The sequence below is a fragment of the Flavobacterium sp. UBA5153 genome (assembly GCA_002413745.1).
Lineage (GTDB): Bacteria > Bacteroidota > Bacteroidia > Flavobacteriales > Flavobacteriaceae > Flavobacterium.
In genome coordinates this window covers 1-23,020 of record DHXP01000065.1, presented here as the reverse complement: position 1 = coordinate 23,020, position 23,020 = coordinate 1, and the positions used below count along the sequence as shown (strand labels likewise).

The 23,020-nt window shown below is 35.6% G+C and carries 24 protein-coding genes; 15 read left to right on the top strand and 9 right to left on the bottom strand.

Annotated elements, in window-relative coordinates; translation table 11 throughout:
* Positions 1 to 19 precede the first annotated feature (19 nt).
* From B2145_RS12980 to B2145_RS12960, 5 genes are all read right to left on the bottom strand, one after another.
* Entirely contained in the window at positions 20 to 856 is an 837-nt protein-coding gene (locus tag B2145_RS12980) for a GIN domain-containing protein (protein WP_291102977.1), read from the bottom strand.
* A gap of 86 nt (positions 857 to 942) precedes the next feature.
* The gene (locus B2145_RS12975; RefSeq protein ID WP_291102976.1) at positions 943 to 1,695 is read right to left on the bottom strand and encodes a head GIN domain-containing protein; all 753 of its coding nucleotides are present in this window, start codon (positions 1,693 to 1,695) and stop codon (positions 943 to 945) included.
* 2 nt (positions 1,696 to 1,697) lie between these two features.
* A complete protein-coding gene (locus B2145_RS12970) occupies positions 1,698 to 3,413 on the bottom strand; it encodes a PspC domain-containing protein (RefSeq protein WP_291102975.1) in 1,716 nt (571 codons plus the stop codon).
* A 2-nt stretch (positions 3,414 to 3,415) separates the two neighbouring features.
* Positions 3,416 to 3,748 carry a PadR family transcriptional regulator gene (locus B2145_RS12965; RefSeq protein ID WP_291102973.1) on the bottom strand — a complete coding sequence of 111 codons (333 nt, stop codon included), beginning with the start codon at positions 3,746 to 3,748 and terminating at the stop codon, positions 3,416 to 3,418.
* A gap of 235 nt (positions 3,749 to 3,983) precedes the next feature.
* Positions 3,984 to 4,439, bottom strand: coding sequence for a DUF4870 domain-containing protein (locus B2145_RS12960; protein ID WP_291102972.1), 456 nt, complete (start codon positions 4,437 to 4,439; stop codon positions 3,984 to 3,986).
* 231 nt (positions 4,440 to 4,670) lie between these two features.
* Here B2145_RS12960 and B2145_RS12955 point away from each other — a divergent pair, with 231 nt between their 5' ends.
* The 11 genes from B2145_RS12955 (at position 4,671) to B2145_RS12905 (ending at position 15,763) form a co-directional block, all read left to right on the top strand.
* Entirely contained in the window at positions 4,671 to 5,129 is a 459-nt protein-coding gene (locus B2145_RS12955) for a DUF4442 domain-containing protein (protein ID WP_291102971.1), read from the top strand.
* A gap of 315 nt (positions 5,130 to 5,444) precedes the next feature.
* Positions 5,445 to 6,023 carry a nucleotide exchange factor GrpE gene (locus B2145_RS12950; RefSeq protein ID WP_291102970.1) on the top strand — a complete coding sequence of 193 codons (579 nt, stop codon included), beginning with the start codon at positions 5,445 to 5,447 and terminating at the stop codon, positions 6,021 to 6,023.
* 42 nt (positions 6,024 to 6,065) lie between these two features.
* On the top strand, positions 6,066 to 7,184 hold the full coding sequence (dnaJ, locus tag B2145_RS12945; protein ID WP_291102969.1) for a molecular chaperone DnaJ: 1,119 nt from the start codon (positions 6,066 to 6,068) through the stop codon (positions 7,182 to 7,184).
* A gap of 114 nt (positions 7,185 to 7,298) precedes the next feature.
* Positions 7,299 to 8,222 (top strand): ABC transporter ATP-binding protein, encoded by a 924-nt coding sequence (locus B2145_RS12940; protein ID WP_291102968.1) that lies wholly within the window; start codon positions 7,299 to 7,301, stop codon positions 8,220 to 8,222.
* A 51-nt stretch (positions 8,223 to 8,273) separates the two neighbouring features.
* Positions 8,274 to 9,590, top strand: coding sequence for an ABC transporter permease (locus B2145_RS12935; RefSeq protein ID WP_291102966.1), 1,317 nt, complete (start codon positions 8,274 to 8,276; stop codon positions 9,588 to 9,590).
* Positions 9,591 to 9,737: 147 nt separating this feature from the next.
* The gene (locus tag B2145_RS12930) at positions 9,738 to 10,901 is read left to right on the top strand and encodes a sigma-54-dependent transcriptional regulator (RefSeq protein WP_291102965.1); all 1,164 of its coding nucleotides are present in this window, start codon (positions 9,738 to 9,740) and stop codon (positions 10,899 to 10,901) included.
* Positions 10,902 to 10,997: 96 nt separating this feature from the next.
* A complete protein-coding gene (locus B2145_RS12925; RefSeq protein ID WP_291102964.1) occupies positions 10,998 to 11,651 on the top strand; it encodes a DEAD/DEAH box helicase in 654 nt (217 codons plus the stop codon).
* A 19-nt stretch (positions 11,652 to 11,670) separates the two neighbouring features.
* The gene (locus B2145_RS12920) at positions 11,671 to 11,886 is read left to right on the top strand and encodes a DUF2007 domain-containing protein (RefSeq protein WP_291102963.1); all 216 of its coding nucleotides are present in this window, start codon (positions 11,671 to 11,673) and stop codon (positions 11,884 to 11,886) included.
* A 99-nt stretch (positions 11,887 to 11,985) separates the two neighbouring features.
* Entirely contained in the window at positions 11,986 to 12,789 is an 804-nt protein-coding gene (locus B2145_RS12915) for a Cof-type HAD-IIB family hydrolase (RefSeq protein WP_291102962.1), read from the top strand.
* Positions 12,790 to 12,864: 75 nt separating this feature from the next.
* Positions 12,865 to 14,499 (top strand): ABC-F family ATP-binding cassette domain-containing protein, encoded by a 1,635-nt coding sequence (locus tag B2145_RS12910; RefSeq protein ID WP_291102961.1) that lies wholly within the window; start codon positions 12,865 to 12,867, stop codon positions 14,497 to 14,499.
* A 196-nt stretch (positions 14,500 to 14,695) separates the two neighbouring features.
* Entirely contained in the window at positions 14,696 to 15,763 is a 1,068-nt protein-coding gene (locus B2145_RS12905) for a hypothetical protein (RefSeq protein WP_291102960.1), read from the top strand.
* A gap of 66 nt (positions 15,764 to 15,829) precedes the next feature.
* Here B2145_RS12905 and B2145_RS12900 read toward each other — a convergent pair whose 3' ends face one another.
* Positions 15,830 to 16,114, bottom strand: coding sequence for a GNAT family N-acetyltransferase (locus B2145_RS12900; protein WP_291102989.1), 285 nt, complete (start codon positions 16,112 to 16,114; stop codon positions 15,830 to 15,832).
* 118 nt (positions 16,115 to 16,232) lie between these two features.
* Positions 16,233 to 16,949, bottom strand: a complete 717-nt coding sequence (locus B2145_RS12895; RefSeq protein WP_291102959.1) for a pirin family protein — start codon at positions 16,947 to 16,949, stop codon at positions 16,233 to 16,235.
* 117 nt (positions 16,950 to 17,066) lie between these two features.
* Here B2145_RS12895 and B2145_RS12890 point away from each other — a divergent pair, with 117 nt between their 5' ends.
* Positions 17,067 to 17,741, top strand: coding sequence for an alpha/beta fold hydrolase (locus B2145_RS12890; RefSeq protein ID WP_291102957.1), 675 nt, complete (start codon positions 17,067 to 17,069; stop codon positions 17,739 to 17,741).
* Positions 17,742 to 17,844: 103 nt separating this feature from the next.
* Positions 17,845 to 18,210, top strand: coding sequence for a TSUP family transporter (locus B2145_RS12885; RefSeq protein ID WP_291102955.1), 366 nt, complete (start codon positions 17,845 to 17,847; stop codon positions 18,208 to 18,210).
* Positions 18,211 to 18,265: 55 nt separating this feature from the next.
* On the opposite strand, the gene B2145_RS12880 is transcribed toward B2145_RS12885, so the two are convergent.
* Positions 18,266 to 18,781 carry a DUF2892 domain-containing protein gene (locus B2145_RS12880; RefSeq protein ID WP_291102952.1) on the bottom strand — a complete coding sequence of 172 codons (516 nt, stop codon included), beginning with the start codon at positions 18,779 to 18,781 and terminating at the stop codon, positions 18,266 to 18,268.
* A 162-nt stretch (positions 18,782 to 18,943) separates the two neighbouring features.
* Here B2145_RS12880 and rpmH point away from each other — a divergent pair, with 162 nt between their 5' ends.
* Together rpmH and carB are read left to right on the top strand one after the other, a co-directional pair.
* Complete coding sequence (rpmH, locus tag B2145_RS12875) at positions 18,944 to 19,105, top strand: 50S ribosomal protein L34 (protein WP_007136275.1); 162 nt, start codon at positions 18,944 to 18,946, stop codon at positions 19,103 to 19,105.
* Positions 19,106 to 19,265: 160 nt separating this feature from the next.
* Positions 19,266 to 22,118 carry a carbamoyl-phosphate synthase large subunit gene (gene carB / locus B2145_RS12870; RefSeq protein WP_291102949.1) on the top strand — a complete coding sequence of 951 codons (2,853 nt, stop codon included), beginning with the start codon at positions 19,266 to 19,268 and terminating at the stop codon, positions 22,116 to 22,118.
* A 73-nt stretch (positions 22,119 to 22,191) separates the two neighbouring features.
* On the opposite strand, the gene B2145_RS12865 is transcribed toward carB, so the two are convergent.
* On the bottom strand, positions 22,192 to 23,020 hold an 829-nt coding region (locus tag B2145_RS12865), incomplete at its 5' end, for a sensor histidine kinase (RefSeq protein ID WP_291102947.1).

Below are 23,020 nucleotides of genomic sequence, written 5' to 3'. Positions count from 1 at the left end.
GAGACTTTTTTGTTTATGATTATTTCGTTGGTTTTTTAATCAAGGTTGCGGAATCTATAAATCGCTTCATTTCGATTTTCTGGTCACCATAGATTTGGATTTCCGAATTTCCAGAAGCATCAATACTTATGTTGGAATTGGAGTTGATGCTACAATTCGAATAACTTTCGGCAATCAATTCGGCATTTTTTATGACAAGATTGTTTCCGGTAAAATCAGCATTGTTATCCAGGCGAATGATTGCATTGGTCACGTCTCCTTCCAGATTTGCTTTTGATTTTTGATACAGGTCACACTTTAAATCAATTGAGGCAATCAATGCTTTCAATGTAGCATTTTTACTCAATTCGATAGTTGCATTTTCAGATTTCAAGTTAAGTTCCGTTTTTGATTTATCGTCTGACTGCAGGATGAAATTCCTTGAATTGACATTCAGATTGAGTTTAGAATTATCGAAAGTTTTAAACGTAATATCATCCAGTTGAATTTCCTGAATGGCATTTACGATAGCATCATTTCTTGAAGTCACCATTTTCAAATCCTTGGTATAAGTAACTCTTACGATTAGTTTTTTGTAGTTTACGGCACTTTTTGAAGTGTTTATGCGAAGTGTGTTTTCGCTCAAATCAATCGTGATTATATTATGAAGGTTATCGTCAGCTTCAATTTTCATTTCGCTTTTCTCGCCTCTATCCAGATACACTTCTAAATTCCCACCCACTTCGAGTGAGTCAAAATTGCCAATTTCCTTTTGCTCAATGGTTACTGTTTTTGAACCTTTTATTTTTTCGTTTTTTTGCGCCAATGCAAAAGTGGAAACCAATAGTAGTAGAAGTATGGAGGTGTGTTTTTTCATTTTTTGTTGAATTAAGTATTGTACAAATATAGGAAAATCATCCACTTTTGATGAATGATTTTCTTGATTTTTGGTAAAAAAAGTTCTTATTCTTGTTCAATGCTTCCGCCTGAACTTGTGCTTTTTTGAATGGATTTAGGAACAATGTTGTAATTGATGTCTCCACCGCTCGAAGCCTTGGCATCCAGACTTACAATTGGATGTACATTTATGGAGCCACCGCTAGAAGCTTTGGCAATAACGTCGTTGACCAATAGATAGTTGGCATCAATATCACTTCCGCTAGAGGAAGTTGTTTCTAGTTTTAGCGCCTTTCCATTGATATTTATGGAACTTCCGCTGCTTGCTTTACAAGAAATAACATCAAATTCGAGACCCAAGTTTATATCTGCTGCGCTCGATGCTCTTACATTTATATTTTCGCCTTTTAAGGTGTTCGTGCTTTTAATGGTAGCGGCACTCGATGCCTGTAATACTTCTATTGTTGGCATTCTTACGGTTACTTTTCTTGATTTTACATTGATAAAAGAGTTATAGTTGCAGGCAACAATGAGTACTCCATTTTCGACTTTTGTTGTAATTTCTTTTTGTAAATTGTCATCGGCTTCAACAGTGATTTCTGTTTTATCGGATTGTTCCACTTCAAGATCGATGGCGTTACTGACTTTAATGCTTTTAAAATCGCCTTGTACCATCCGGTTTTCCGTAGTAATATGTCCACTTCCTGTTATTGATTTTCCAAAACCATCAATATCTATCGAATATTTGCAGGAAGAAAACAACAACGCAATTAAGGTAACAACAATGAATTTTGTGATAATTGTGATGACTTTTATCATAATTAATTGGTTTTGATTATTATTCCGTCCTTGTTTACTGACAAGCCTTTTTTACCACTGGTTTTATTTACCATAACTTTATCTCCCGTCACAGTTACGGTGGTTGTAACTAAGCTGTCGTTTTCTTTCGTATTCTCAATATCGTTGTGGTCATTTTCGTTTTCGGGGCAATTCAGGCATTTTACTTGAGCGTTTTCAACTTTGTAAATATAGTCGCTGGAGCTAAAATGCAAATTAAAAAAATCATCGTCCGAACGGTCATAATTTTGTATGCTTGAATCTGCTTTGAACAATGTTGCTTTTGGCAAGAATAATGTGATTTCTATTTCTTGATCACGAAATTTGTCCTTTAAATCGGTCAATAAATAATTGTCCATAACTAAATGGTTTCCTTCAATTTTATAACCGTATTTTATTTTTACCGCTCTTTGTTTTGCTTCGGATAACGTTTTTCCTTTTGCCTCTTTTTCAATTTGAATGTAAGGTAGCTTTTCATCCGTTTGCACTATTTTAAAACGGACTTCGTTGGAGTAGATTACGTCTGTACCGGTAGAATCTTGGGTAATTTTAAAATCGTTGTGATCATCAATGCTTTTTGCATAATAATCATTGTGTTTGAATTTTATAAATAATGTATCTGTAGGTTTTAAATTAAAGGTTTCTTTTTGAACCACTCTTCCATCAACAGCAAAAGCTGTTGCTTGTTTTACACCTATAGAAATTGCCAGTGAAATCGAAATTAACCAAAGTGCCAACAAGGTATATTTAGCAATATTTCCTATCGATTTTGCATTGGGTGTAAGTAACTTGAAACCCAATAATGTCAAGAAAAAGAACGGAATTCCAATAGCAAAAAACATCAATAATCCAAAAGCCCATATAGGATAGTCAGTAAAATTTCCTGATTCTATAAAGCCCTGCCAAGGAAAATCAATGAAGACACCTGTGCCCAACGTAAAAATGCCAACCAACAGGAAAAACAATACGGTTAATCCTCCCATAATCAAAATTACGCCAAGAAATTTAGAAAAAGCTCTCAAAACAGCTATTATAAAATTTCCAAAAGAGCTTCCTATTTTTTCGGCTCCCGTTTTTATTTGATTACCATATTTGTCATAATCGACATTTTTTAGTTTCTCCGAAACAGTATCAAATTCTTCTCGGACTTTTTTTTCAATGTTCGAAATTGTTACCGGTTCACCTGTCATTTCCAGTTTTTGGGCAGTTGTTTTTGCTTCCGGCATCACGATCCAAAGTATGATATAAGCCAAAACGCCTGTTCCCCAAGCAAAAAGCATTATCAAAAGAAAAATTCGCAACCAAACTTTGTCTATTCCAAAATAATGTCCCAAACCAGCAAGAACACCGCCTATCATCCCGTGTTCGGTATCTCGGTAAAGTTTTCTTGTTTTCGAAGAAGAATAATTTGTTGAAATATTCTCAGTGCCTTCCTCATCAATTCTATAATCTTCGGGTTGACCCATTACCGCAATAACTTCGTCAACATCTTTCATCGCCACAACATGTTTATCCGATTTTTGCTTTTCGGTCAACAATTCAGAAACACGCATTTCAATGTCTTTTATGATTTCGTCTTGCCCAGACGAATTGGATAACGAGCGTTTTATGGCGTCAAAATAACGCGTTAGCTTTTGGTACGCATCTTCGTCAATATGGAAGAACATTCCGCCTAAGTTTATGTTTACAGTTTTGTTCATGACTATAGTTTTTGTTTTGTGATTAGGTTTACGGCATCGGATAATTCAGTCCATGTGCCATTTAATTCGTCTAAAAATGTGTGTCCAATTTCGGTCAGGTTATAATACTTTCTTGGCGGACCTGACAATGATTCTTCCCAACGATAGTTGAGTAATCCGTCGTTTTTTAATCGGGTAAGCAGCGGATAAACCGTTCCCTCCACAACCAATAATTTTGCGGTTTTCAAGGTGTCCAATATTTCCGAAGTATAAGCCTCTTTATCTTTTAAAACAGACAAGATGCAAAACTCGAGAACCCCTTTTCGCATTTGGGCTTTTGTGTTTTCAATGTTCATGATTCTCTTTTTGTTTTTTTTGATTTGATTAAACTGTTCATTTTTTGATTGATTTGATGATGTCATTGCGAGACCCGATGGCTATCGGGACGGAGCAATCTTTTAATTGTAATGCCAAGTTTTTTTGGAGCTCTATCCAGCTTTCCGATAGCTATCGGGACGTTACAATCTCCCGAAGAATAATCGGGAGGATTTTCACTTCAATCTGGGCTATTTCATAGCGTACCGATTCGTTTTATTTTATAAAATTAATTGTCAATGGATACTTGTATTTCTCTCCATTCGAAGTTTTTACCGAAGCGTAAATTATCAAGAAAAATTCCGCAACTTTCAAGCCAATAAAAGTGAAAATTGCTATTAATGCCACAATTACAGTTCCACTAATATATTCTATATTCAAGTGATTGACGATGAAATCATGTTCATTTATGATGGAATTGAAAGAAACAGTACTGAAAATTGTAAAAATAAAAATCGGGATGGCAATCATGCCAAGGACCAAAGAATAAAGTAGGATACTCAATTGAAAGTTAAGCACTTGTTTCCCATTATAATCAATAAATTCCGACTCGTCTTTTTTCGAACTCCAAATCAATATTGGAAAAATGTAATTTCCAAACGGGATGAAATATTGACTTAACGTACTCAAATGAATAAAAGTTGCCGTGTTATTCTCGCTAGTTGTTTTCATGATATAAAAGTATATAGTAATTTCTTATACAAATATATGGCTATTAAATGGTATCTTGTATCGCATGGTAGTATATGTTAATAAAAATTTAACAATTTAGAAAAATTAAAAAATAAAATTTGAATAAAATATCCCGAGAATAAAGGGATTGAATGGAATTTTATAATAGTTGGTGGCAGCTAAAATTTATTGCGGTTTTTTCGTTAATTTTACAAAACCAAAACATCAACGATGAAAATTTCTAAATCTGGTTTGAATAAATTTCTGTTATTCAAGTTGCCGTCGGCATTTATATGTGGCGTCAGGGTAAAACAAATTGACGAAGATAAATGCGTGGTAACAGTTAAACATCGCTGGATTAACCAAAACCCGTTTAATTCGATGTATTTTGCCGTGCAAGCTATGGCCGCTGAACTATCGACAGGAGCTTTGGTTATGTTTCAAATTAAAAAAAGCGGTAAAAACATATCGATGTTAGTGGCTAACAATAAAGGGAACTTTACCAAAAAAGCCACAGGAAGAATAACTTTTACATGTAATGACGGCTATATGGCAGAACAAGCCATTCAGGAAGCCATTGCCAGTGGCGAAGGACAAACTTTTTGGATGAAATCCATTGGAACGGATGAAAAAGGGGATAAAGTATCCGAGATGGATTTTGAATGGAGCGTTAGGATAAAATTGATTTAATTTACATCCCATTTCAAATAAAAAAAAGCTTCGATAATTAAACGAAGCTTTTTTTAATATAAGGTATAGTGAATTAATAATTATTTAGAAGCCTGGAAGCTAACCTTAAGTTCAAATTTAAACTAGAACATAATCTTTACAAATTTATATAAACTAAATCGTGATAGTCTTAAAATTATATTAAAATTTCAGTCAAGGAAGAAAGCCATTTTTTTAATCCCAAATCCCAAATCTCAAGGCCCAAATAAAAATAGTGACAATTTGACATTTTAAAAGATTTGGCAGTACTTTTGCAATCTAAACGAAAGAATAAAAATGAAGTTTAAGAATATTTTTAAAAATAAGGACAACATGACTACTGAAAATACAGAAATGGATCAAGAAATAGATGATGTAACACTGGAAAGCAACACAAATGAAGAGCAAGTCACTACCGAGGAGTTAAGTGTTGAGGAACAATTGACGCAAGATTTAGCGAAAGAAAAAGACAAGTTTTTGCGATTATTTGCCGAATTTGAAAATTACAAGCGAAGAACTTCAAAAGAACGTGTTGAGTTGTTTAAAACTGCAAACCAAGAAGTCTTGCTTGCCATGCTTCCTGTTTTGGATGATTTTGACAGAGCAATGGTAGAAATCAGTAAAACGGATAATGAATTATTGTTAAAAGGCGTTGAACTTATTTATGATAAATTAAAAAACACTTTGGTTTCAAAAGGACTGGAACAAGTTGAAGTTAGCCCTGGAGATACTTTCAATGCTGATTTTGCAGAAGCAATTACCCAAATTCCAGCGCCATCTAACAAGATGAAAGGTAAAATTGTCGATGTTCTTGAAAAGGGGTACAAATTAGGCGACAAAATCATTCGTTTTCCAAAGGTTGTGATAGGGCAGTAGAGACCCGATTAATCGCATCTGTATCAATACAAAAAATTAATAATGAAAAAAGATTTTTACGAAATATTAGGCATTAGCAAAAATGCCGATGCTGCCGAAATAAAAAAAGCATACAGAAAAAAAGCGATCGAACATCATCCTGACAAAAATCCTGGGGACAAGTCAGCGGAAGATAAATTCAAGTTAGCTGCCGAAGCTTATGAAGTGTTGAGTGATCCCAATAAAAAAGCGAAATACGATCAATATGGCCATCAAGCTTTTGACAATGGTGGTGGTGGTTACGGAGGCGGAGGTCACATGAATATGGATGATATTTTCAGTCAATTTGGAGATATTTTCGGAAGTGCTTTTGGAGGCGGTGGTGGTTTCCATGGTGGAGGCGGTGGTTCACGTCGTGTAAAAGGAAGCAACCTTCGAATAAAAGTAAAACTCACACTCGAAGAAATTGCCAATGGTGTCGAGAAAAAAGTAAAAGTAAAACGAAAAGTTCAAGCACCCGGAGTGTCTTACAAAACTTGTTCTACCTGTAACGGTCAAGGTCAAGTAATGCGTGTGACAAACACAATTTTGGGACGTATGCAATCGGCATCAACGTGTCCAACGTGTGGTGGTTCGGGTCAAATATTAGACAAAAAACCGGCAGAAGCTGACTCTCAAGGAATGATTCTTGAAGACGAAACGGTTACCATAAAAATCCCTGCAGGTGTAGTTGACGGGATGCAATTGAAGGTTTCCAATAAAGGAAATGATGCACCCGGAAATAGTGTTCCTGGTGATTTAATTGTTGCCATTGAAGAAATTGAACACGAATTTTTGAAGCGTGAAGGCGAGAATTTGCATTTTGATTTATACATCAGTTTTGCCGAAGCGGTTCTCGGAATATCAAAAGACATCGAAGCCATAAACGGAAAAGTGAGAATTAAACTGGAAGAAGGAATTCAATCTGGTAAAATTCTAAGATTAAAGGGAAAAGGAATTCCAAGCATCAACGGTTACGGAACTGGAGATTTGTTGGTTCATGTAAATGTTTGGACACCTAAAACACTTAACAAAGAGCAAAAACAGTTTTTTGAAAAAAACCTTACCGACGAGAATTTTATTCCAAATCCGGAAAAAGGCGACAAATCCTTTTTTGAGAAAGTAAAAGACATGTTCTCCTAAATTATAGATCATAAAAATTTTTCCCATCCTTGTGAAAACAGGGGTGGGTTTTTTTGTTTTATTTAACACCTTATTAGCACTATTTTTCTATTTTTACAAAAATCATAAATTAGAATGGGTAATATACTTGAAGTTAAAAATGTTGTCAAGAAATATGGTGATTATGTGGCACTTAACGAAGTTTCGCTTACGGTTCCAAAAGGAAGTATTTATGGTCTTCTAGGTCCAAACGGAGCCGGAAAAACATCCCTAATCAGAATCATCAATCAAATCACGATGCCCGACAGTGGCGAAATTATACTCGATGGAGAGAAACTGAGTCCAAAACATATTCAACAAATAGGATATTTACCCGAAGAACGAGGTTTGTATAAAACCATGAAAGTGGGAGAACAATGTTTGTATTTGGCACAAATGAAGGGCCTTTCAAAAGCCGAAGCAAAAAAACAATTGGAATATTGGTTTGAAAGATTGGGAATTCAAGGTTGGTGGAACAAGAAAATTCAGGAACTTTCTAAAGGAATGGCGCAAAAAGTACAATTCGTGGTTTGCGTTTTGCATAAACCAAAACTATTGATTTTCGATGAGCCTTTTTCTGGATTTGATCCTGTAAATGCCAATATAATCAAGGACGAAATCCTAGAATTGAGAAACCAAGGTTCTACCATAATTTTTTCCACACACCGTATGGAAAGTGTCGAAGAATTGTGCGACCACATTGCGTTAATTCACAAATCGAACAAACTAATCGAAGGAAAATTAGACGATGTGAAACGTAAATTCAGGACTAATAGTTTTGAAGTGGGCATTTTGTCCGATAATATTGAAGGATTGATGTATGATATTACCCAAAAATTCAAAGTGGGCCAAACGAATTTTAAATCATTAAACAACGAATTAAAACTCGAAATCCAACTGGGAAATGCAACGCCAAACGAATTACTAAATATCCTCGTTCAAAGAGGTCAGGTAACTCATTTTGTGGAAAAAATCCCAAGTGTCACCGATATTTTCATTCAAGCAGTAAGTGAAAAGTAATTTTTTTTGGTAAATCCAAAATCAAAAAATCCTAAATCCTATAATCGAAAAATGAGCATCATAACACTAATAATAAAAAGAGAGTTTGTCGCCAAGGTGCGTAACAAATCATTCATCGTAATGACTTTTTTAAGTCCGTTGCTTTTTGTGGGAATAGCCGCTTTTGTGGGTTATTTGAGTTCCATGAAAGCAGACACAAAACGGGTAGCCATTCATGATGAAACTGGTTTGTTTACCAATGAATTTCTGTCTTTGAACAAAAAAAGTGGCGAATACAAATATTATGATTTGTCTTTGATAGATGTCAAATATTTGAAGGACAGCATCACAAACGAGAACTTCGAAGGATTGCTTTACATACCAAAAGTATCCAACGACAAGGATTTAGAAAATAAAATCCAGTTCATATCAAACGAAAGTCCAAGCATTTCATTTATTGAAAAGATGCAAGGAGTAATTGCAAAAAAACTCACCACAGACAATTTCGAAAAGGCCAAATTGGACACATTGGCAATAAAAAATGCCCAAGCCAAAGTCAACATAAGTTTGGCAAAAGCATCAGGAGAACAAAGCGTAAAAGGACTTAACGAAGTCAAGATTGCCATCGGAGGTGCGTTCGGATATCTTATCATGATGTTTATCATTATTTACGGCAATATGGTAATGCGCAGCGTCATCGAAGAAAAAACGAATCGCATTGTCGAAATCATTATTTCCTCGGTAAAACCATTCCAATTGATGATGGGAAAAATCATAGGAACATCATTGGCAGGATTGCTGCAATTTTTCATTTGGGCAATTCTTGGATTGACATTTATGTATGCCGCTTCAGCTTTTTTAGGTATTGATGCCAGTCCGACAGCAAAACTTCCGCCCGATGTGATTCAAGCTGCCCATCAAGAATTTGCTGGAACGGCACAAATGTACATCAAGGAATTATGGGGTTTGCCCATTGCCACGATACTCATCAGTTTTGTGATTTATTTCATAGGGGGCTACTTTTTGTACAGTTCATTTTATGCGTCAATTGGAGCCGCAGTCGATAATGAAACCGACTCACAACAGTTTCTTTTGCCCATCATTATGCCGTTAATTTTAGGAGTTTACATCGGATTTTTCACCGTCATAAACGATCCGCACGGAACAATCGCAACCGTTTTCTCGATGATTCCGCTCACGTCTCCTATCGTTATGTTGATGCGAATTCCGTTTGGCGTGCCTTGGTGGCAATTGGCAATTTCCGTCACCTTGCTTTTCGGAACCTTCTTTTTTGTGGTTTGGTTTGCAGCAAAAATATACCGTGTGGGAATATTGATGTACGGAAAAAAACCAAGTTGGAGAGAACTATATAAATGGTTGAAATATTAATTGGGAGCTATTTCCCGCTTTCCGTTGCAATCCACGCCCAAAAGCGTGGGATTTTCACTTCAATCGGGGCTAGGAAATTTGCTCATAAATAAACTAGCGAACTTTGCGAAAAAACTTTGCGAACTTTGCGGTTAAAACAACAAATAGATGTCAAAAATACTAATTATAGAAGACGAAGCCGCTATTCGAAGAGTGCTCTCAAGAATACTTTCCGAAGAAAGCGACACTTATATTGTGGAAGACGCCGAAGATGGTCTTGCTGGTCTTGAAAAAATAAAAAACAACGACTATGACCTCGTTTTGTGCGACATCAAAATGCCGAAAATGGACGGAGTCGAAGTGCTCGAAGCCGTCAAAAAAATAAAACCCGAAATCCCAATGGTCATGATTTCCGGTCATGGCGACATGGAAACCGCGATACAAACGATGCGTTTGGGAGCTTTCGACTATATCTCAAAACCACCGGATTTGAATCGATTGTTGAATACCGTTCGCAATGCGTTGGACAAAAAACAACTCGTGGTCGAGAATAAAATTCTAAAGAAAAAAGTTAGCAAGAATTACGAAATGATTGGCGAAAGCGAAGCTATTAATCATATTAAAATGATGATTGATAAAGTTGCCCAAACTGAAGCCAGAGTTTTGATTACAGGACCAAATGGAACAGGAAAAGAACTCGTTGCCCATCAATTGCACGAACAAAGCCAGAGAGCTAATTTTCCATTAATTGAAGTGAATTGCGCTGCCATTCCAAGCGAATTGATTGAAAGCGAATTGTTTGGTCACGTGAAAGGTGCTTTCACATCGGCGGTAAAAGACCGTGCAGGAAAATTTGAAGCAGCTGATAAAGGAACTATTTTCTTGGATGAAATTGGCGATATGAGTCTTTCGGCACAAGCCAAAGTTTTGCGTGCTTTGCAGGAAAGCGTGATTACCCGCGTCGGCGCAGACAAAGACATCAAAGTCGATGTTCGGGTTATTGCCGCGACCAATAAAGATTTGAAAAAAGAAATTGCCGAAGGCCGTTTCCGGGAGGATTTATACCATCGATTGGCGGTAATATTGATAAATGTTCCTTCGCTGAACGAAAGAAGAGATGATATTCCGATGCTGATTGCACACTTTGCCGAAAAAATCGCCTCTGAACAAGGAAATGCTTTAAAAGAATTTTCGGTGGAAGCCATCAAATTACTGCAGGAATACGATTGGACGGGAAACATTCGCGAATTGCGAAATGTGGTAGAACGATTAATTATCCTTGGCGGAAACGAGATTTCCGAGAATGATGTCAAGATGTTTGCCAGTAAATAAAATTAATTTAATGATTTAAAATTTAAAGATTTAAAGATTCGATTTGAGTATTCAATCTTTCAATCATTAAATCTTTTAATCTTTCAATCTTAAAAGATGAAACTAAAAAAAATAAACGAAAACCTTCAACAAGCACTCATCGAAAATGGTCTGACCGAAGCCAATGACTTGCAACAAGAAACATTTTCGACCATAAAAAGTGGCGCCGATTGCATTATTATTGCTCCAGAAGGAAGCGGAAAATCGACAACCATCGTACTGAATGTTATCCAGCAATTGGTTCGTGAAGGCGAGGAATCGCCACGCGCCTTGATTATTGTGGAAGACAAAACCAAGGTTTTGGAAATGGAGGAGCTTTTTGAAAAGTTTGGAAAATATACTGATTTGCGAGTGTATGGTATACATGACAAAGGCGATACGGAATATGACAAGAATTATATTTCCACGGGAATCGATGTTTTGATTGGCACGCCAAATAAACTGGGTGAAATGTTTACTACGGCAGGTTTTAACATAAACCGATTGAGAATGTTTATCCTTGACGATGCCGATCCTATTTTGAAACTGCGTCACGAAACCAAAATTATGCGTATTTCGAATAGCATTGCCAAGACACAACGCATTATTTTCTCGGAGCAACTTACTGAAAGAATTGAAATCCTTGCCGATAAAATGCTTGTGGAACCTTTTTTATTCGAAATCGAGGAAGGCGAAGAAGAGGATGATGACGAAGAAGAAACAGAAGAATAATTTAAAAAAATAAAAGAGCATGGGATTGATGAAAGTGTTTTCGGGAAGCGAAATTTTGGCTTTGGCATTACAACAAAAAATAGAAGAAATTGGCGTGGACACTGTTATTAGAAATAACAATCAGGCAAACGTTTTGCCAAGTATAAAAAATACAAAACCAGTTGAATTATTCATTCAAGAGATTGATTTTTCAAAAGCCAATCCCGTTATTGAGGAATTCAGGTTGAGTATTTAAATAAAAAAAATATTTGTAAAACAGAAACCTTGATGCTTATTACGTAATCAGGGTTTTATTTTTAATGTATTTCAAGTTATAATTACGAAAAGGAATCAGATGAAGTATAAAATGTTGGTTTTAGATATGGACGACACTTTGTTGACCGATGACCATAAAATTTCAAGGGAAAATAGAGAAATGCTTTTCAAAGCACAGGAAATGGGAGTGTACGTTATTTTAGCATCCGGAAGGCCAACACCTGCCATGATTGCTTATGCCAAAGATTTGCATTTGGACGTTAATAATTCCTATATGATTTCTTATAATGGAGCTGTAATTACAGATTTAAAAGAAGATAAAATTCTGTTTGAGCAAACCCTAACTCAAGAGCAAATCCACGCATTATATGACTATAGCGTGAAAAGTAAAACGCATATTATTACCTACCTTGATGGGAAAGTGGTAAGTGAAACCGATTCAGAATATATAGACATTGAATTGAATATAACTGGTTTAGAGCATAACAAAGTTTTAGATTTTAAGGATGTGGTAAAATCTTCGGTCATAAAATGTATTTTATTGGAAGAGCCAAGTTATCTCAAACAAGTAGAAAAAGATTTGAAAGAAGTAATGCCGCATTTAAGTATTTGTATGTCAAAACCTTTTTTCTTGGAAGTAGCGCAAAATGGTATTGATAAAGCATCCAGCATAAAATTTTTGGCAGAAAAACTGAATATTCATCAAAGTGAAATCATAGCTGTGGGAAATGCCGGAAACGATTTAGCGATGGTTGAATATGCAGGATTGGGTGTTTGGGTTGATAATGTCGATCCTGAATTAAGGCATTTAGCCGATGTTATTGTCGCTTCAAATAATGATCACGGTGTTGCGGAAGTTGTAAGGAGATTTATTCTTAATTAACCTATCTTTGCAACTTTTAATTTTTTAAACGGTTCGAACGAAACCTCTAACCTCATAAACTTCTAACCTTTTCTAATGATTACAGTTAACGATATTTCAGTGCAATTTGGTGGCACTACGCTTTTTAGTGATATTTCTTTTGCCATAAACGAAAACGATAAAATTGCCCTTATGGGTAAAAACGGAGCTGGAAAATCGACGCTTCTCAAAATAATTGCGGGTCAAAGCAAACCTTCAACAGGAAATATTTCGGCACCAAAAGATGCCATTGTAGCGTATTTGCCGCAGCATTTGTTGGCCATTGATGGCGCGACGGTTATGGAGGAAACTTCAAAAGCGTTTGGAGAAATTTTTAGTATGAAAGCAGAAATTGACGAAATCAATGAGCAATTGACGATTCGGACGGATTATGAAAGTGATGCGTATATGAAATTAATCGAAAGAATTTCGGACTTAAGCGAGAAATTCTATGCCATCGAGGAAGTGAATTACGAAGCCGAAGTCGAGAAAATCCTGATTGGTTTGGGTTTTGTTCGCGAAGATTTCACGCGTCAAACATCGGAGTTTTCGGGTGGTTGGAGAATGCGAATCGAATTGGCTAAAATCCTTTTGCAAAAACCAGACTTGATTTTGCTGGATGAACCTACGAATCATATGGATATTGAAAGTATCCAATGGCTAGAAGATTTCTTGATTAATTCAGCGAAGGCTGTTGTTGTAATTTCCCACGACAGAGCTTTTGTCGATAATATTACCAATCGTACGATTGAAGTGACGATGGGACGAATTTATGATTACAAAGCCAAATATTCTCATTATTTAGAACTTAGAAAAGACAGGAGAGTTCATCAGCAAAAAGCATACGATGAGCAACAACGCATGATTGCTGATAACAGGACTTTTATTGATCGTTTTAAAGGAACATTTTCTAAAACTGATGCCGTTCAGTCTCGTGTTAAGATGTTAGAGAAATTGGTTATTGTTCAGGTTGACGAGGTTGACACATCGGCTTTGAAATTAAAATTTCCACCGGCAGCTCGTTCCGGACAATATCCTGTAATTGTCAAGGATTTGTCAAAATCGTATGGTGATCATATTGTTTTTGAAAATGCCAATATGGTAATTGAACGTGGTGAAAAAGTGGCTTTCGTAGGTAAAAATGGCGAAGGAAAATCGACCATGATCAAAGCCATTATGAAGGAAATTGAAATCAATGGAGGAAGTATGGAAATTGGCCACAATGCCCAAATTGGATATTTTGCCCAGAATCAGGCTTCTTTATTGGATGAAAATGCAACAATTTTTGAAACCATTGACGATATTGCCGTGGGAGATGTTCGCACCAAAATCAAGGATATTTTAGGAGCTTTTATGTTTCAAGGTGACGATGTGACCAAAAAAGTGAAAGTCCTTTCGGGTGGGGAGAAAACACGTTTGGCAATGATAAAATTATTGTTGGAACCCGTAAATTTATTGATTCTGGATGAACCTTCGAACCATTTGGATATGAAAACCAAAGACATTATTAAAGATGCCTTGCGTGATTTTGACGGAACGTTGATTTTGGTTTCTCACGACCGTGATTTCCTTGACGGATTGGCAACCAAAGTTTTTGAATTTGGAAATAAACGAGTAAAAGAACATTTTGAAGATATTGCCGGTTTCTTGGCACATAAAAAAATGGAAAATTTGAGAGAAATAGAAAAGTAAAATACTGATAATACTTTTTTGGAAATAGCAACAAGTCATAAGTTAGATTCTTATGATTTGTTGCTATTTTTATTTTTACAATATTTATTACTAAGGAATTATAAAAATATATTTTTAAAACGCTGAAAACAAATGTATTAAAATTATATTTCGTAACTTGTAGTCCATTTCTATATTAATATAAAAATTACGAGTCATGAGAAAAATAATTTTTATTTTGGTGGTTCTAACAACAAGTTTGTTATGTTTACCTGTGTTTTCCCAAACGGGAAATGAGCCTGTAGCTCTAGGTTTACCTGGAGATAATCTAAATCTCTATGCTGTTTTGGATGTTTTTCAAAAATCACCAACATTGGAAGAATTTGAAAGAGCATTGAATAGCAGAGAATCGAACATTAATAACCTTGATTTAAACAATGACAATGTTATAGATTATATTGAGGTGGTGGGAAATAGGAATGACAACTCCTTTTCTGTAGTGCTTAGAGTTGCGTTAAATAATAATGAATATCAGGATGTAGCCGTTATAGAAGGGCATAAAAATTATGCTGGAAAGGTTATAGTTCAGATAATTGGAGACGAAGATCTTTATGGACAAGATTATATTGTGGAACCCTCTTTTTCGGAAACCCAAAATCCTGGTTATGTGGGGAATCAACGAGTAGTTGTAACAGGGAGTGATATTTATTATGCCAATGACTGGCCAATAATTTCTTATTTGTTTTCTCCCATATTTTCTGTTTATATTTCTCCTTGGCATTGGGGTTTTTATCCAACTTATTGGAGTCCTTGGTCACCTGTTTTTTTTGATGTTTATTGGGGTTTTAATAGCCGTTATTATGCCAATAATTATTATCGAAGATCTGGCTATATTCGATACCCTAATAATTATTCCTATTATATTAATAGAAGACAAACTTCGCCTATGGTAAGGCAGTTTAGAAGTGAGGGTAGGTACAATCGTTCCTATGAAGGCAGAACCTATAGACGACCAATGGCTCCTGAGAGAAGAACAATTGCGCCGTCGAGACCAACAAGATCCGTAACACCTTCGGGAACACAGCCTAGGATACGTCGAGTGATGCCTTCAACTACTCGTCCAGCAACAAGACCGGTAGCACCTTCAACTACTCGTTCAGCAACAAGACCGGTAGCACCTTCAATTACTCGTCCAGCAGCAAGACCAGTTGCACCTTCTACAGCACGACCATCGGCAAAACCTTCTTCAAACAGATCGAATAAACCAGGAAATAGGAGAAATTAAAATTATATCTTTTCGAATGTTTTTCAAAAAAAAGAGGTTGTTTCTTAAAGGAAACAACCTCTTTTTTTATAGCCTTATTCCGGGAGGAAGCAACTCTTTATAGACAGGATTTTTTTTAAAAAAAACGACAATTTTGGGGAGTATGGGAACTACTTTCAGTTTTCTTTCGATAGCAATTGCCATAATGTTTTTGAGTAAATTCGAAATAAATTTTTCGTCATCAAATAAATCCGGGACATTAATTTTTGTTAAAAATATTTTTTTCTCCTGAAAAGAATATTCAACGGTAATCAATCCTTCATTAACTATAGTTTCGAATTGTCTGGCAAAAGTATTGTCCTTGATTTCAATAATGACTGCGGCTTCCATAATAATTTGTTTTATTTCATATGTTGATACATATTGTTTTTTATCGGTCATATATAATTTGCATACCATAAGTTGCGTTTGTATCACATTTAGGTTATGCTCATTTCATTGGCACTTCGACCAAAAGTATTTTTGATTTTGAATTGATTTTGATGTCAAATTGCTCAAAATCAATTATTCCCATAGCGTCCCTTGCTTTCAGAGCTTGATTGTCAACTTCAATTTCGCCTTCAATCAAGAATAGATAAACGCCGTTTTGCGGGATATTTACTTTGTAAGTGATGGTTGTGTCCTTTTCGAAGATTCCTAGATTAAAAAACGTTTGCTGGTAAACCCATAATGCATTTCCGTTATTTTTATCTTTTGGAGAAACAATGTTTACAAAGGTATTGATTTGATTTTCAATATCAAATGATTTCTGGTCGTATCTCGGCGTTACGTCTTCCTTGTCAGGAAAAACCCATAGCTGCAATGTTTTTGCCTGATCTTTTTGGCTTGCATTCATTTCTGAATGTTCAATTCCCGTGCCGGCACTCATCACTTGCACTTCGCCAAAACGGATAATACCTTCATTACCCATACTGTCGCGATGTTTCAAACCTCCTTCTAACGGAATCGTGATGATTTCCATATTGGCGTGCGGATGGGTTCCAAAACCTGTTCCGCCAGCTATTGTATCATCATTCAAGACACGTAGCATCCCGAATTGTATGCTTTTGGGATTATAGTAATTTCCGAAAGAAAAAGAGAAATTGGCTTTTAGCCAGCCATAATCGGCTTTACCTCGTGAATTAGCTTCAAATAGTCTAGTCGTCATAATTTATTTTGATAATATAAAGTAGTAATTGAAGTTGGTTTCAATAAAAAAATTAATTTTATACAAAATTCGTGATTATAAATCGGAATACTGTTGTAAAATAGTTAAAAACCAATTATGAGTAAAATACCAGTTTATTTTATGCCAGGATTAGCGGCAAGTTCTTCGATTTTTGAGCGAATTGTTCTTCCGGAGGATGTTTTTGAAATGGTACTTTTAGAATGGGAAATACCTTTGGATAATGAAACTTTACAGGAATATGCAAAGCGAACTACACAAAAGATAACGCATCCGAATCCGGTATTAATAGGTGTTTCTTTTGGGGGGATTTTGGTTCAGGAAATGGCAAAATTTATCGATGCCAGAAAAGTGATTATCATTTCGAGTGTCAAAAGTAATTTGGAATTTCCCAGAAGGATGAAAGTAGCTAAAACAACGAAAGCCTACAAACTGATTCCGATGAATTTACTTTCGAATATAGAAAGTCTGGCTCAATTTTCTTTTAGTGCAAAAATAGATCAGCGGCTCAAGTTGTATGAAAAATTCCTGTCAGTTAGAGATAAACGCTATTTAGATTGGGCCGTGGAGCAAGTGATTTTGTGGGAAAGAACAGTTGTAGATGAAAATGTAATTCACATTCATGGGGATGCCGATGATGTTTTTCCGATAAAATATATTCGAAATTGTATTGTGGTAAAAGGAGGAACACATATTATGATTTTGAATAAATTCAAGTGGTTGAATGAAAATTTGCCGAAAATTATTTTGGGTTCAAATGAGAAGATGGATTGATTATTGATGCTCAAATTTTTTTTTAAAAGGAATGCTTAAAAAAAATTACTTTCTTTTTATTTAAAAATTATTTTTTTTAATTTACATAAAATCAGATATGAAAATGACTGTAGGAACAATTTTTATTTTAATATGCATTGGATTAGTATCCGGAATGCTAAGTGGCCTAATAGGTATTGGGGGAGGAATTATAATTGTTCCAATGCTGTTATTACTTGGCTTGACGCAACAGCAGGCTCAAGGAACAAGTTTAGCAGTAATGTTACCGCCAATTGCTTTTTTGGCAGTTTTAAATTATCATAGGGCTGGGCAAATAGAATGGAAATATGCCGTTGTTATTTCAGCGTTTTTTATTGTTGGAAGCTATTTTGGAAGTAAATTAGCAATCAGTATTGATCAAAAAACATTAAAAAAAATATTTGGGTTTGTTTTATTGCTTATTGCAGGCGATATGCTTTTTAATAAATAAAAAAAAACACCAAGTTGATTGGTGTTTTTTTATAAAATTAATTTGAATAAAGGAGTTAAATTTTCTTCATTTGGTCCTTCATCATCTTGATTTGGTCGCCCAGCATATTTTGTTTGTCCAGTTTTTTAGCCTCATTCAATAAGGTAGTGGCTTCCAGTTTTCTTCTACGCGTCATGGCGACTCCGGCCAAATTCAATTTGGCAACAGCCAAATCCATATCCATTGACAATCCCAATTCGATTGCTTTCTTGAAGTATTTTTCAGCTTGGTTAATATTCGTTTGCGAAAGCATTATTCCGTGCAAATAATTAAAGTAACCTTGTTGTTTTCTTACCAAAGCCGATTCCGGTTTTTTGATGAAAGCCAACCATTTCTTGGCACCTTCAAAATCTTGTTTTCTCAATTTCAAGAAGGCCAATAAAATAAATTCGTTTTTAAAGTAAAGAAAAATAGGAATTGCAGTCAATAATATTAGAAAAATTCCATTGCCGATATTAGATTCGGTAAATTGCCAGATGCTTGTAAGTACGATAAGTCCGGCGATAATAAGTTTGATATTTTTATGAAACATGGTATATGTATTTAAGATTGCAAAGATAGTAAAAGGAATTAAAAAATTTTTTATAAAACCACTTGCCAGAAATAAAAGTCTTTGTATATTTGCACTCGGTTTTAGAATAACAGAATTCAAAACAGAAAGACATTTAAATACATTTTTTAAAGATACAAAGCAATGAGCAAAAGAACGTTTCAACCATCGAAAAGAAAAAGAAGAAATAAGCACGGATTTATGGACAGAATGGCTTCTGCAAATGGAAGAAAAGTCCTTGCTCGTCGTAGAGCCAAAGGAAGACACAAATTGACAGTTTCTTGCGAACCAAGACACAAAAAATAATGTTTTTATAAACATACATAAAGGCGTTACTGTTATTAGTATCGCCTTTTTTTATATCTTGTCGTTAAAAAAATAAAAGTTTGTGGTTTTAGGTTAGTAGAGCAACTTGAAACCTTAAACTTGAAACAAAAAAAACAACTCCACAATAAAAAATTGCACAATGCCAAAAGACAATTCAATAAAATCGGTTTTAATTATAGGTTCAGGTCCAATCGTTATCGGTCAAGCTTGCGAATTTGATTACGCAGGTTCACAATCGGCGCGTTCCATTCGTGAAGAAGGAATCGAGGTTATCCTGATCAATTCGAATCCTGCAACTATTATGACCGATCCATCGATGGCCGATCATATTTATTTGAAACCATTAACTACCAAATCTATTATTGAAATCCTAAAAGCACATCCTCAAATCGATGCCGTTTTGCCTACAATGGGAGGGCAAACTGCTTTGAATTTGTGTCTTGAAGCGGATGAAAAAGGAATTTGGGCAGATTTTGGAGTGAAATTGATTGGTGTTGATGTAAATGCCATCAACATTACCGAAGATAGAGAACAATTTAAACAATTGCTTAAGAAAATTGGAGTGCCTTCTGCGCCAGCAGAAATCTGTACTTCGTACCTTCAAGGAAAAGAGATAGCCCAGGAATTTGGTTTCCCGTTAGTAATCCGTCCTTCGTTTACATTAGGTGGAACCGGAGCTGCAATTGTGTATAAAAAGGAAGATTTCAATGAGCTTTTAACCCGTGGTTTGGAAGCTTCTCCAATACACGAAGTCTTGATTGATAAGGCTTTAATGGGGTGGAAAGAATACGAATTGGAACTTCTTAGAGATAAAAATGATAATGTTGTCATTATCTGTTCCATTGAAAATATGGATCCGATGGGAATTCATACCGGAGATTCAATAACTGTTGCACCAGCAATGACTTTGTCTGACAGGACATTCCAAAAAATGCGTGATTATGCCATTTTGATGATGCGAAGCATCGGGAATTTTGCTGGAGGTTGTAACGTACAGTTTGCCGTTTCGCCTGACGAAAAAGAAGATATTGTGGCGATTGAAATCAATCCTAGAGTTTCTCGTTCATCCGCTTTGGCATCAAAAGCAACAGGTTATCCTATTGCGAAAATTGCTTCAAAACTGGCTTTGGGTTACAATCTGGATGAATTGCAAAACCAAATTACCAAATCGACTTCGGCATTGTTCGAGCCGACTTTGGATTACGTAATCGTGAAAATTCCACGTTGGAATTTTGATAAATTCGAGGGAGCCGACCGAACTTTGGGACTTCAAATGAAATCCGTTGGTGAAGTGATGGGAATTGGACGTTCGTTTCAAGAAGCCTTGCACAAAGCCACGCAATCTTTGGAAATCAAAAGAAATGGGCTGGGAGCAGACGGAAAAGGATATACGAATTACGAGCAAATTATAGAGAAACTGACTTTCGCAAGTTGGGATCGCGTTTTTGTGATTTATGATGCGATTGCGATGGGAATTCCATTGAGCCGCATTCACGAAATCACCAAAATTAATATGTGGTTCTTGAAACAATATGAGGAATTATACACCTTGGAAAAAGAAATATCCAACTTCAAATTGGAAACTTTGCCAAGAGAATTGTTGCTTGAAGCCAAACAAAAAGGATTTGCCGACAGACAAATTGCGCATATGCTAAATTGTTTGGAGAGCCAAATTTATAATTTGCGTGCTTCAATGAATATCAACCGAGTGTTCAAGTTAGTTGATACTTGTGCAGCCGAGTTTAAAGCTCAAACACCTTATTATTACTCGACTTTTGAAGCTGAAATTGAAAAAGCAAATGGAGAACGCTACGTTCACAACGAAAGTATCGTAACCGATAAAAAGAAAATAATTGTTTTGGGATCAGGTCCAAACCGAATTGGACAAGGAATAGAATTTGATTATTCCTGTGTTCACGGAGTTTTGGCAGCCAAAGAATGTGGCTATGAAACCATAATGATCAACTGTAATCCAGAAACGGTTTCGACTGATTTTGACACTGCAGATAAATTATATTTTGAACCTGTATTTTGGGAGCATATTTATGATATTATCCAACACGAAAAACCAGAAGGTGTTATCGTACAATTAGGCGGACAAACGGCATTGAAATTGGCCGAAAAACTGTCTAAATATGGAATCAAAATTATAGGAACGAGTTTCGACGCCTTGGATTTAGCCGAAGACCGAGGAAGATTCTCGGAACTTTTAACCGAATTAAAAATTCCTTTTCCACAATTTGGTATTGCCGAAACGGCTGACGAAGCTTCCGCTTTAGCGGACACTTTAGATTTTCCTTTATTGATTCGTCCTTCTTATGTTTTGGGTGGTCAGGGAATGAAAATCGTTATCAACAAACAGGAATTAGAAGAGCACGTCATCAATTTATTGAAAACGATTCCAGGAAATAAATTGCTTTTGGACCATTATTTAGATGGTGCCATCGAAGCCGAAGCCGACGCGATTTGCGATGGCGAAAACGTGTACATCATTGGAATAATGGAGCACATCGAGCCTTGCGGAGTGCATTCAGGCGACAGTAACGCCACTTTGCCACCGTTTAATTTGGGTGAATTTGTGATGCAACAAATAAAAGACCATACCAAAAATATTGCTTTGGCTTTGAGAACTGTTGGTTTAATCAACATTCAGTTTGCGATAAAAGACGATATTGTTTATATCATTGAGGCGAATCCTAGAGCATCTAGAACAGTGCCGTTTATTTCGAAAGCGTATGGCGAACCGTATGTGAATTATGCTACAAAAGTGATGTTAGGTCACAATAAAGTAACCGATTTCAAATTCAATCCGCAGTTAAAAGGATATGCGATCAAGCAACCGGTTTTCTCTTTCAGCAAGTTTCATAATGTGAATAAAGCCTTGGGGCCAGAAATGAAATCGACTGGAGAAAGTATCTTGTTTATTGACGATTTGAAAGACGACCAGTTTTATGAATTGTACTCTAGAAGAAAAATGTATTTGAGCAAATAGTATCAATAAATACTAATTTCAAATTTCGAATTATAAAAAAAATCCTGAGAAATCAGGATTTTTTCGTTGCATATTATACTGCAAAAGGGAAACTGCAATAAAACGTTGTTCCTTTGTTTTCTCCACTTTCGATCCTTATTTTTCCACCGTGCTTTTCGATAAATTCTTTACAGAGTATCAAGCCTAAACCTGAACTTGGCTCATTTTCTGTCCCATTTCTATTGGTTTTAACATCGAGTTTGAAAATGTTTTCGACTATTTTGGCATTCATTCCTATTCCACTATCGGTTATTGATATGATAGTATTTTTAGAATCTTTTTCCGCTTGAATGGTAATTGATCCTCCCTTTTGTGTAAACTTTACCGCATTTGATAAAATATTCCGAATTATAGTATGCAGCATATAATTATCTGCAAACACTATTGTGTCATCCTTAATTTTGTTTTGGATTTGTATTTCTTTTTTTTCAGCTGCAGTCTGTGAAATTAAAATACATTCCATTGTTGTTTGGTATAAATTGATTTCTTGTGGTGTAAATGGAATGAGGCCTTGTTCCATACAAGACCATTCCAGGAGGCTTTCCAGGAGGTTTTCCAAGTTTTTTGCGGAACTTGCCATAATTGCTGCCGAGAATTGAATTTCTTCTTTGTCCATAGTATCAATTTCTGAGGCCAGTAATTCTGTTAGACCTAAAAAACCACTAAATGGACCTCTAAGATCATGGGCAATAATCGAAAAAAATCGATCCTTTTGTTTGTTAGCATTAGAAATCTCTTTGTTTTTTTGTGACAATAATTTATTGTTGCTTCTTTTAGACAAGTACAACCATAAAAAGAGAGTTAAAAGAATTAAAGTAGCAATAGTAATGGTTATTAATAAATCATAGCTGTCCGAACATTTT

Excerpts from the sequence above, each read along its gene's own strand:
- B2145_RS12975 (WP_291102976.1), bottom strand. The coding sequence starts at position 1,695 with ATGATAAAAGTCATCACAATTATCACAAAATTCATTGTTGTTACCTTA.
- B2145_RS12910 (WP_291102961.1), top strand. The coding sequence starts at position 12,865 with ATGATTACAGTTAACGATATTTCAGTGCAATTTGGTGGCACTACGCTT.
- B2145_RS12895 (WP_291102959.1), bottom strand. The coding sequence starts at position 16,949 with ATGACGACTAGACTATTTGAAGCTAATTCACGAGGTAAAGCCGATTAT.
- B2145_RS12890 (WP_291102957.1), top strand. The coding sequence starts at position 17,067 with ATGAGTAAAATACCAGTTTATTTTATGCCAGGATTAGCGGCAAGTTCT.
- B2145_RS12880 (WP_291102952.1), bottom strand. The coding sequence starts at position 18,781 with ATGTTTCATAAAAATATCAAACTTATTATCGCCGGACTTATCGTACTT.
- rpmH (WP_007136275.1), top strand. The coding sequence starts at position 18,944 with ATGAGCAAAAGAACGTTTCAACCATCGAAAAGAAAAAGAAGAAATAAG.
- B2145_RS12935 (WP_291102966.1), top strand. The coding sequence starts at position 8,274 with ATGAGCATCATAACACTAATAATAAAAAGAGAGTTTGTCGCCAAGGTG.
- B2145_RS12930 (WP_291102965.1), top strand. The coding sequence starts at position 9,738 with ATGTCAAAAATACTAATTATAGAAGACGAAGCCGCTATTCGAAGAGTG.
- B2145_RS12960 (WP_291102972.1), bottom strand. The coding sequence starts at position 4,439 with ATGAAAACAACTAGCGAGAATAACACGGCAACTTTTATTCATTTGAGT.
- carB (WP_291102949.1), top strand. The coding sequence starts at position 19,266 with ATGCCAAAAGACAATTCAATAAAATCGGTTTTAATTATAGGTTCAGGT.
- B2145_RS12885 (WP_291102955.1), top strand. The coding sequence starts at position 17,845 with ATGACTGTAGGAACAATTTTTATTTTAATATGCATTGGATTAGTATCC.
- B2145_RS12950 (WP_291102970.1), top strand. The coding sequence starts at position 5,445 with ATGAAGTTTAAGAATATTTTTAAAAATAAGGACAACATGACTACTGAA.
- B2145_RS12970 (WP_291102975.1), bottom strand. The coding sequence starts at position 3,413 with ATGAACAAAACTGTAAACATAAACTTAGGCGGAATGTTCTTCCATATT.
- B2145_RS12925 (WP_291102964.1), top strand. The coding sequence starts at position 10,998 with ATGAAACTAAAAAAAATAAACGAAAACCTTCAACAAGCACTCATCGAA.
- B2145_RS12955 (WP_291102971.1), top strand. The coding sequence starts at position 4,671 with ATGAAAATTTCTAAATCTGGTTTGAATAAATTTCTGTTATTCAAGTTG.
- B2145_RS12905 (WP_291102960.1), top strand. The coding sequence starts at position 14,696 with ATGAGAAAAATAATTTTTATTTTGGTGGTTCTAACAACAAGTTTGTTA.
- dnaJ (WP_291102969.1), top strand. The coding sequence starts at position 6,066 with ATGAAAAAAGATTTTTACGAAATATTAGGCATTAGCAAAAATGCCGAT.
- B2145_RS12940 (WP_291102968.1), top strand. The coding sequence starts at position 7,299 with ATGGGTAATATACTTGAAGTTAAAAATGTTGTCAAGAAATATGGTGAT.
- B2145_RS12915 (WP_291102962.1), top strand. The coding sequence starts at position 11,986 with ATGAAGTATAAAATGTTGGTTTTAGATATGGACGACACTTTGTTGACC.
- B2145_RS12980 (WP_291102977.1), bottom strand. The coding sequence starts at position 856 with ATGAAAAAACACACCTCCATACTTCTACTACTATTGGTTTCCACTTTT.
- B2145_RS12965 (WP_291102973.1), bottom strand. The coding sequence starts at position 3,748 with ATGAACATTGAAAACACAAAAGCCCAAATGCGAAAAGGGGTTCTCGAG.
- B2145_RS12920 (WP_291102963.1), top strand. The coding sequence starts at position 11,671 with ATGGGATTGATGAAAGTGTTTTCGGGAAGCGAAATTTTGGCTTTGGCA.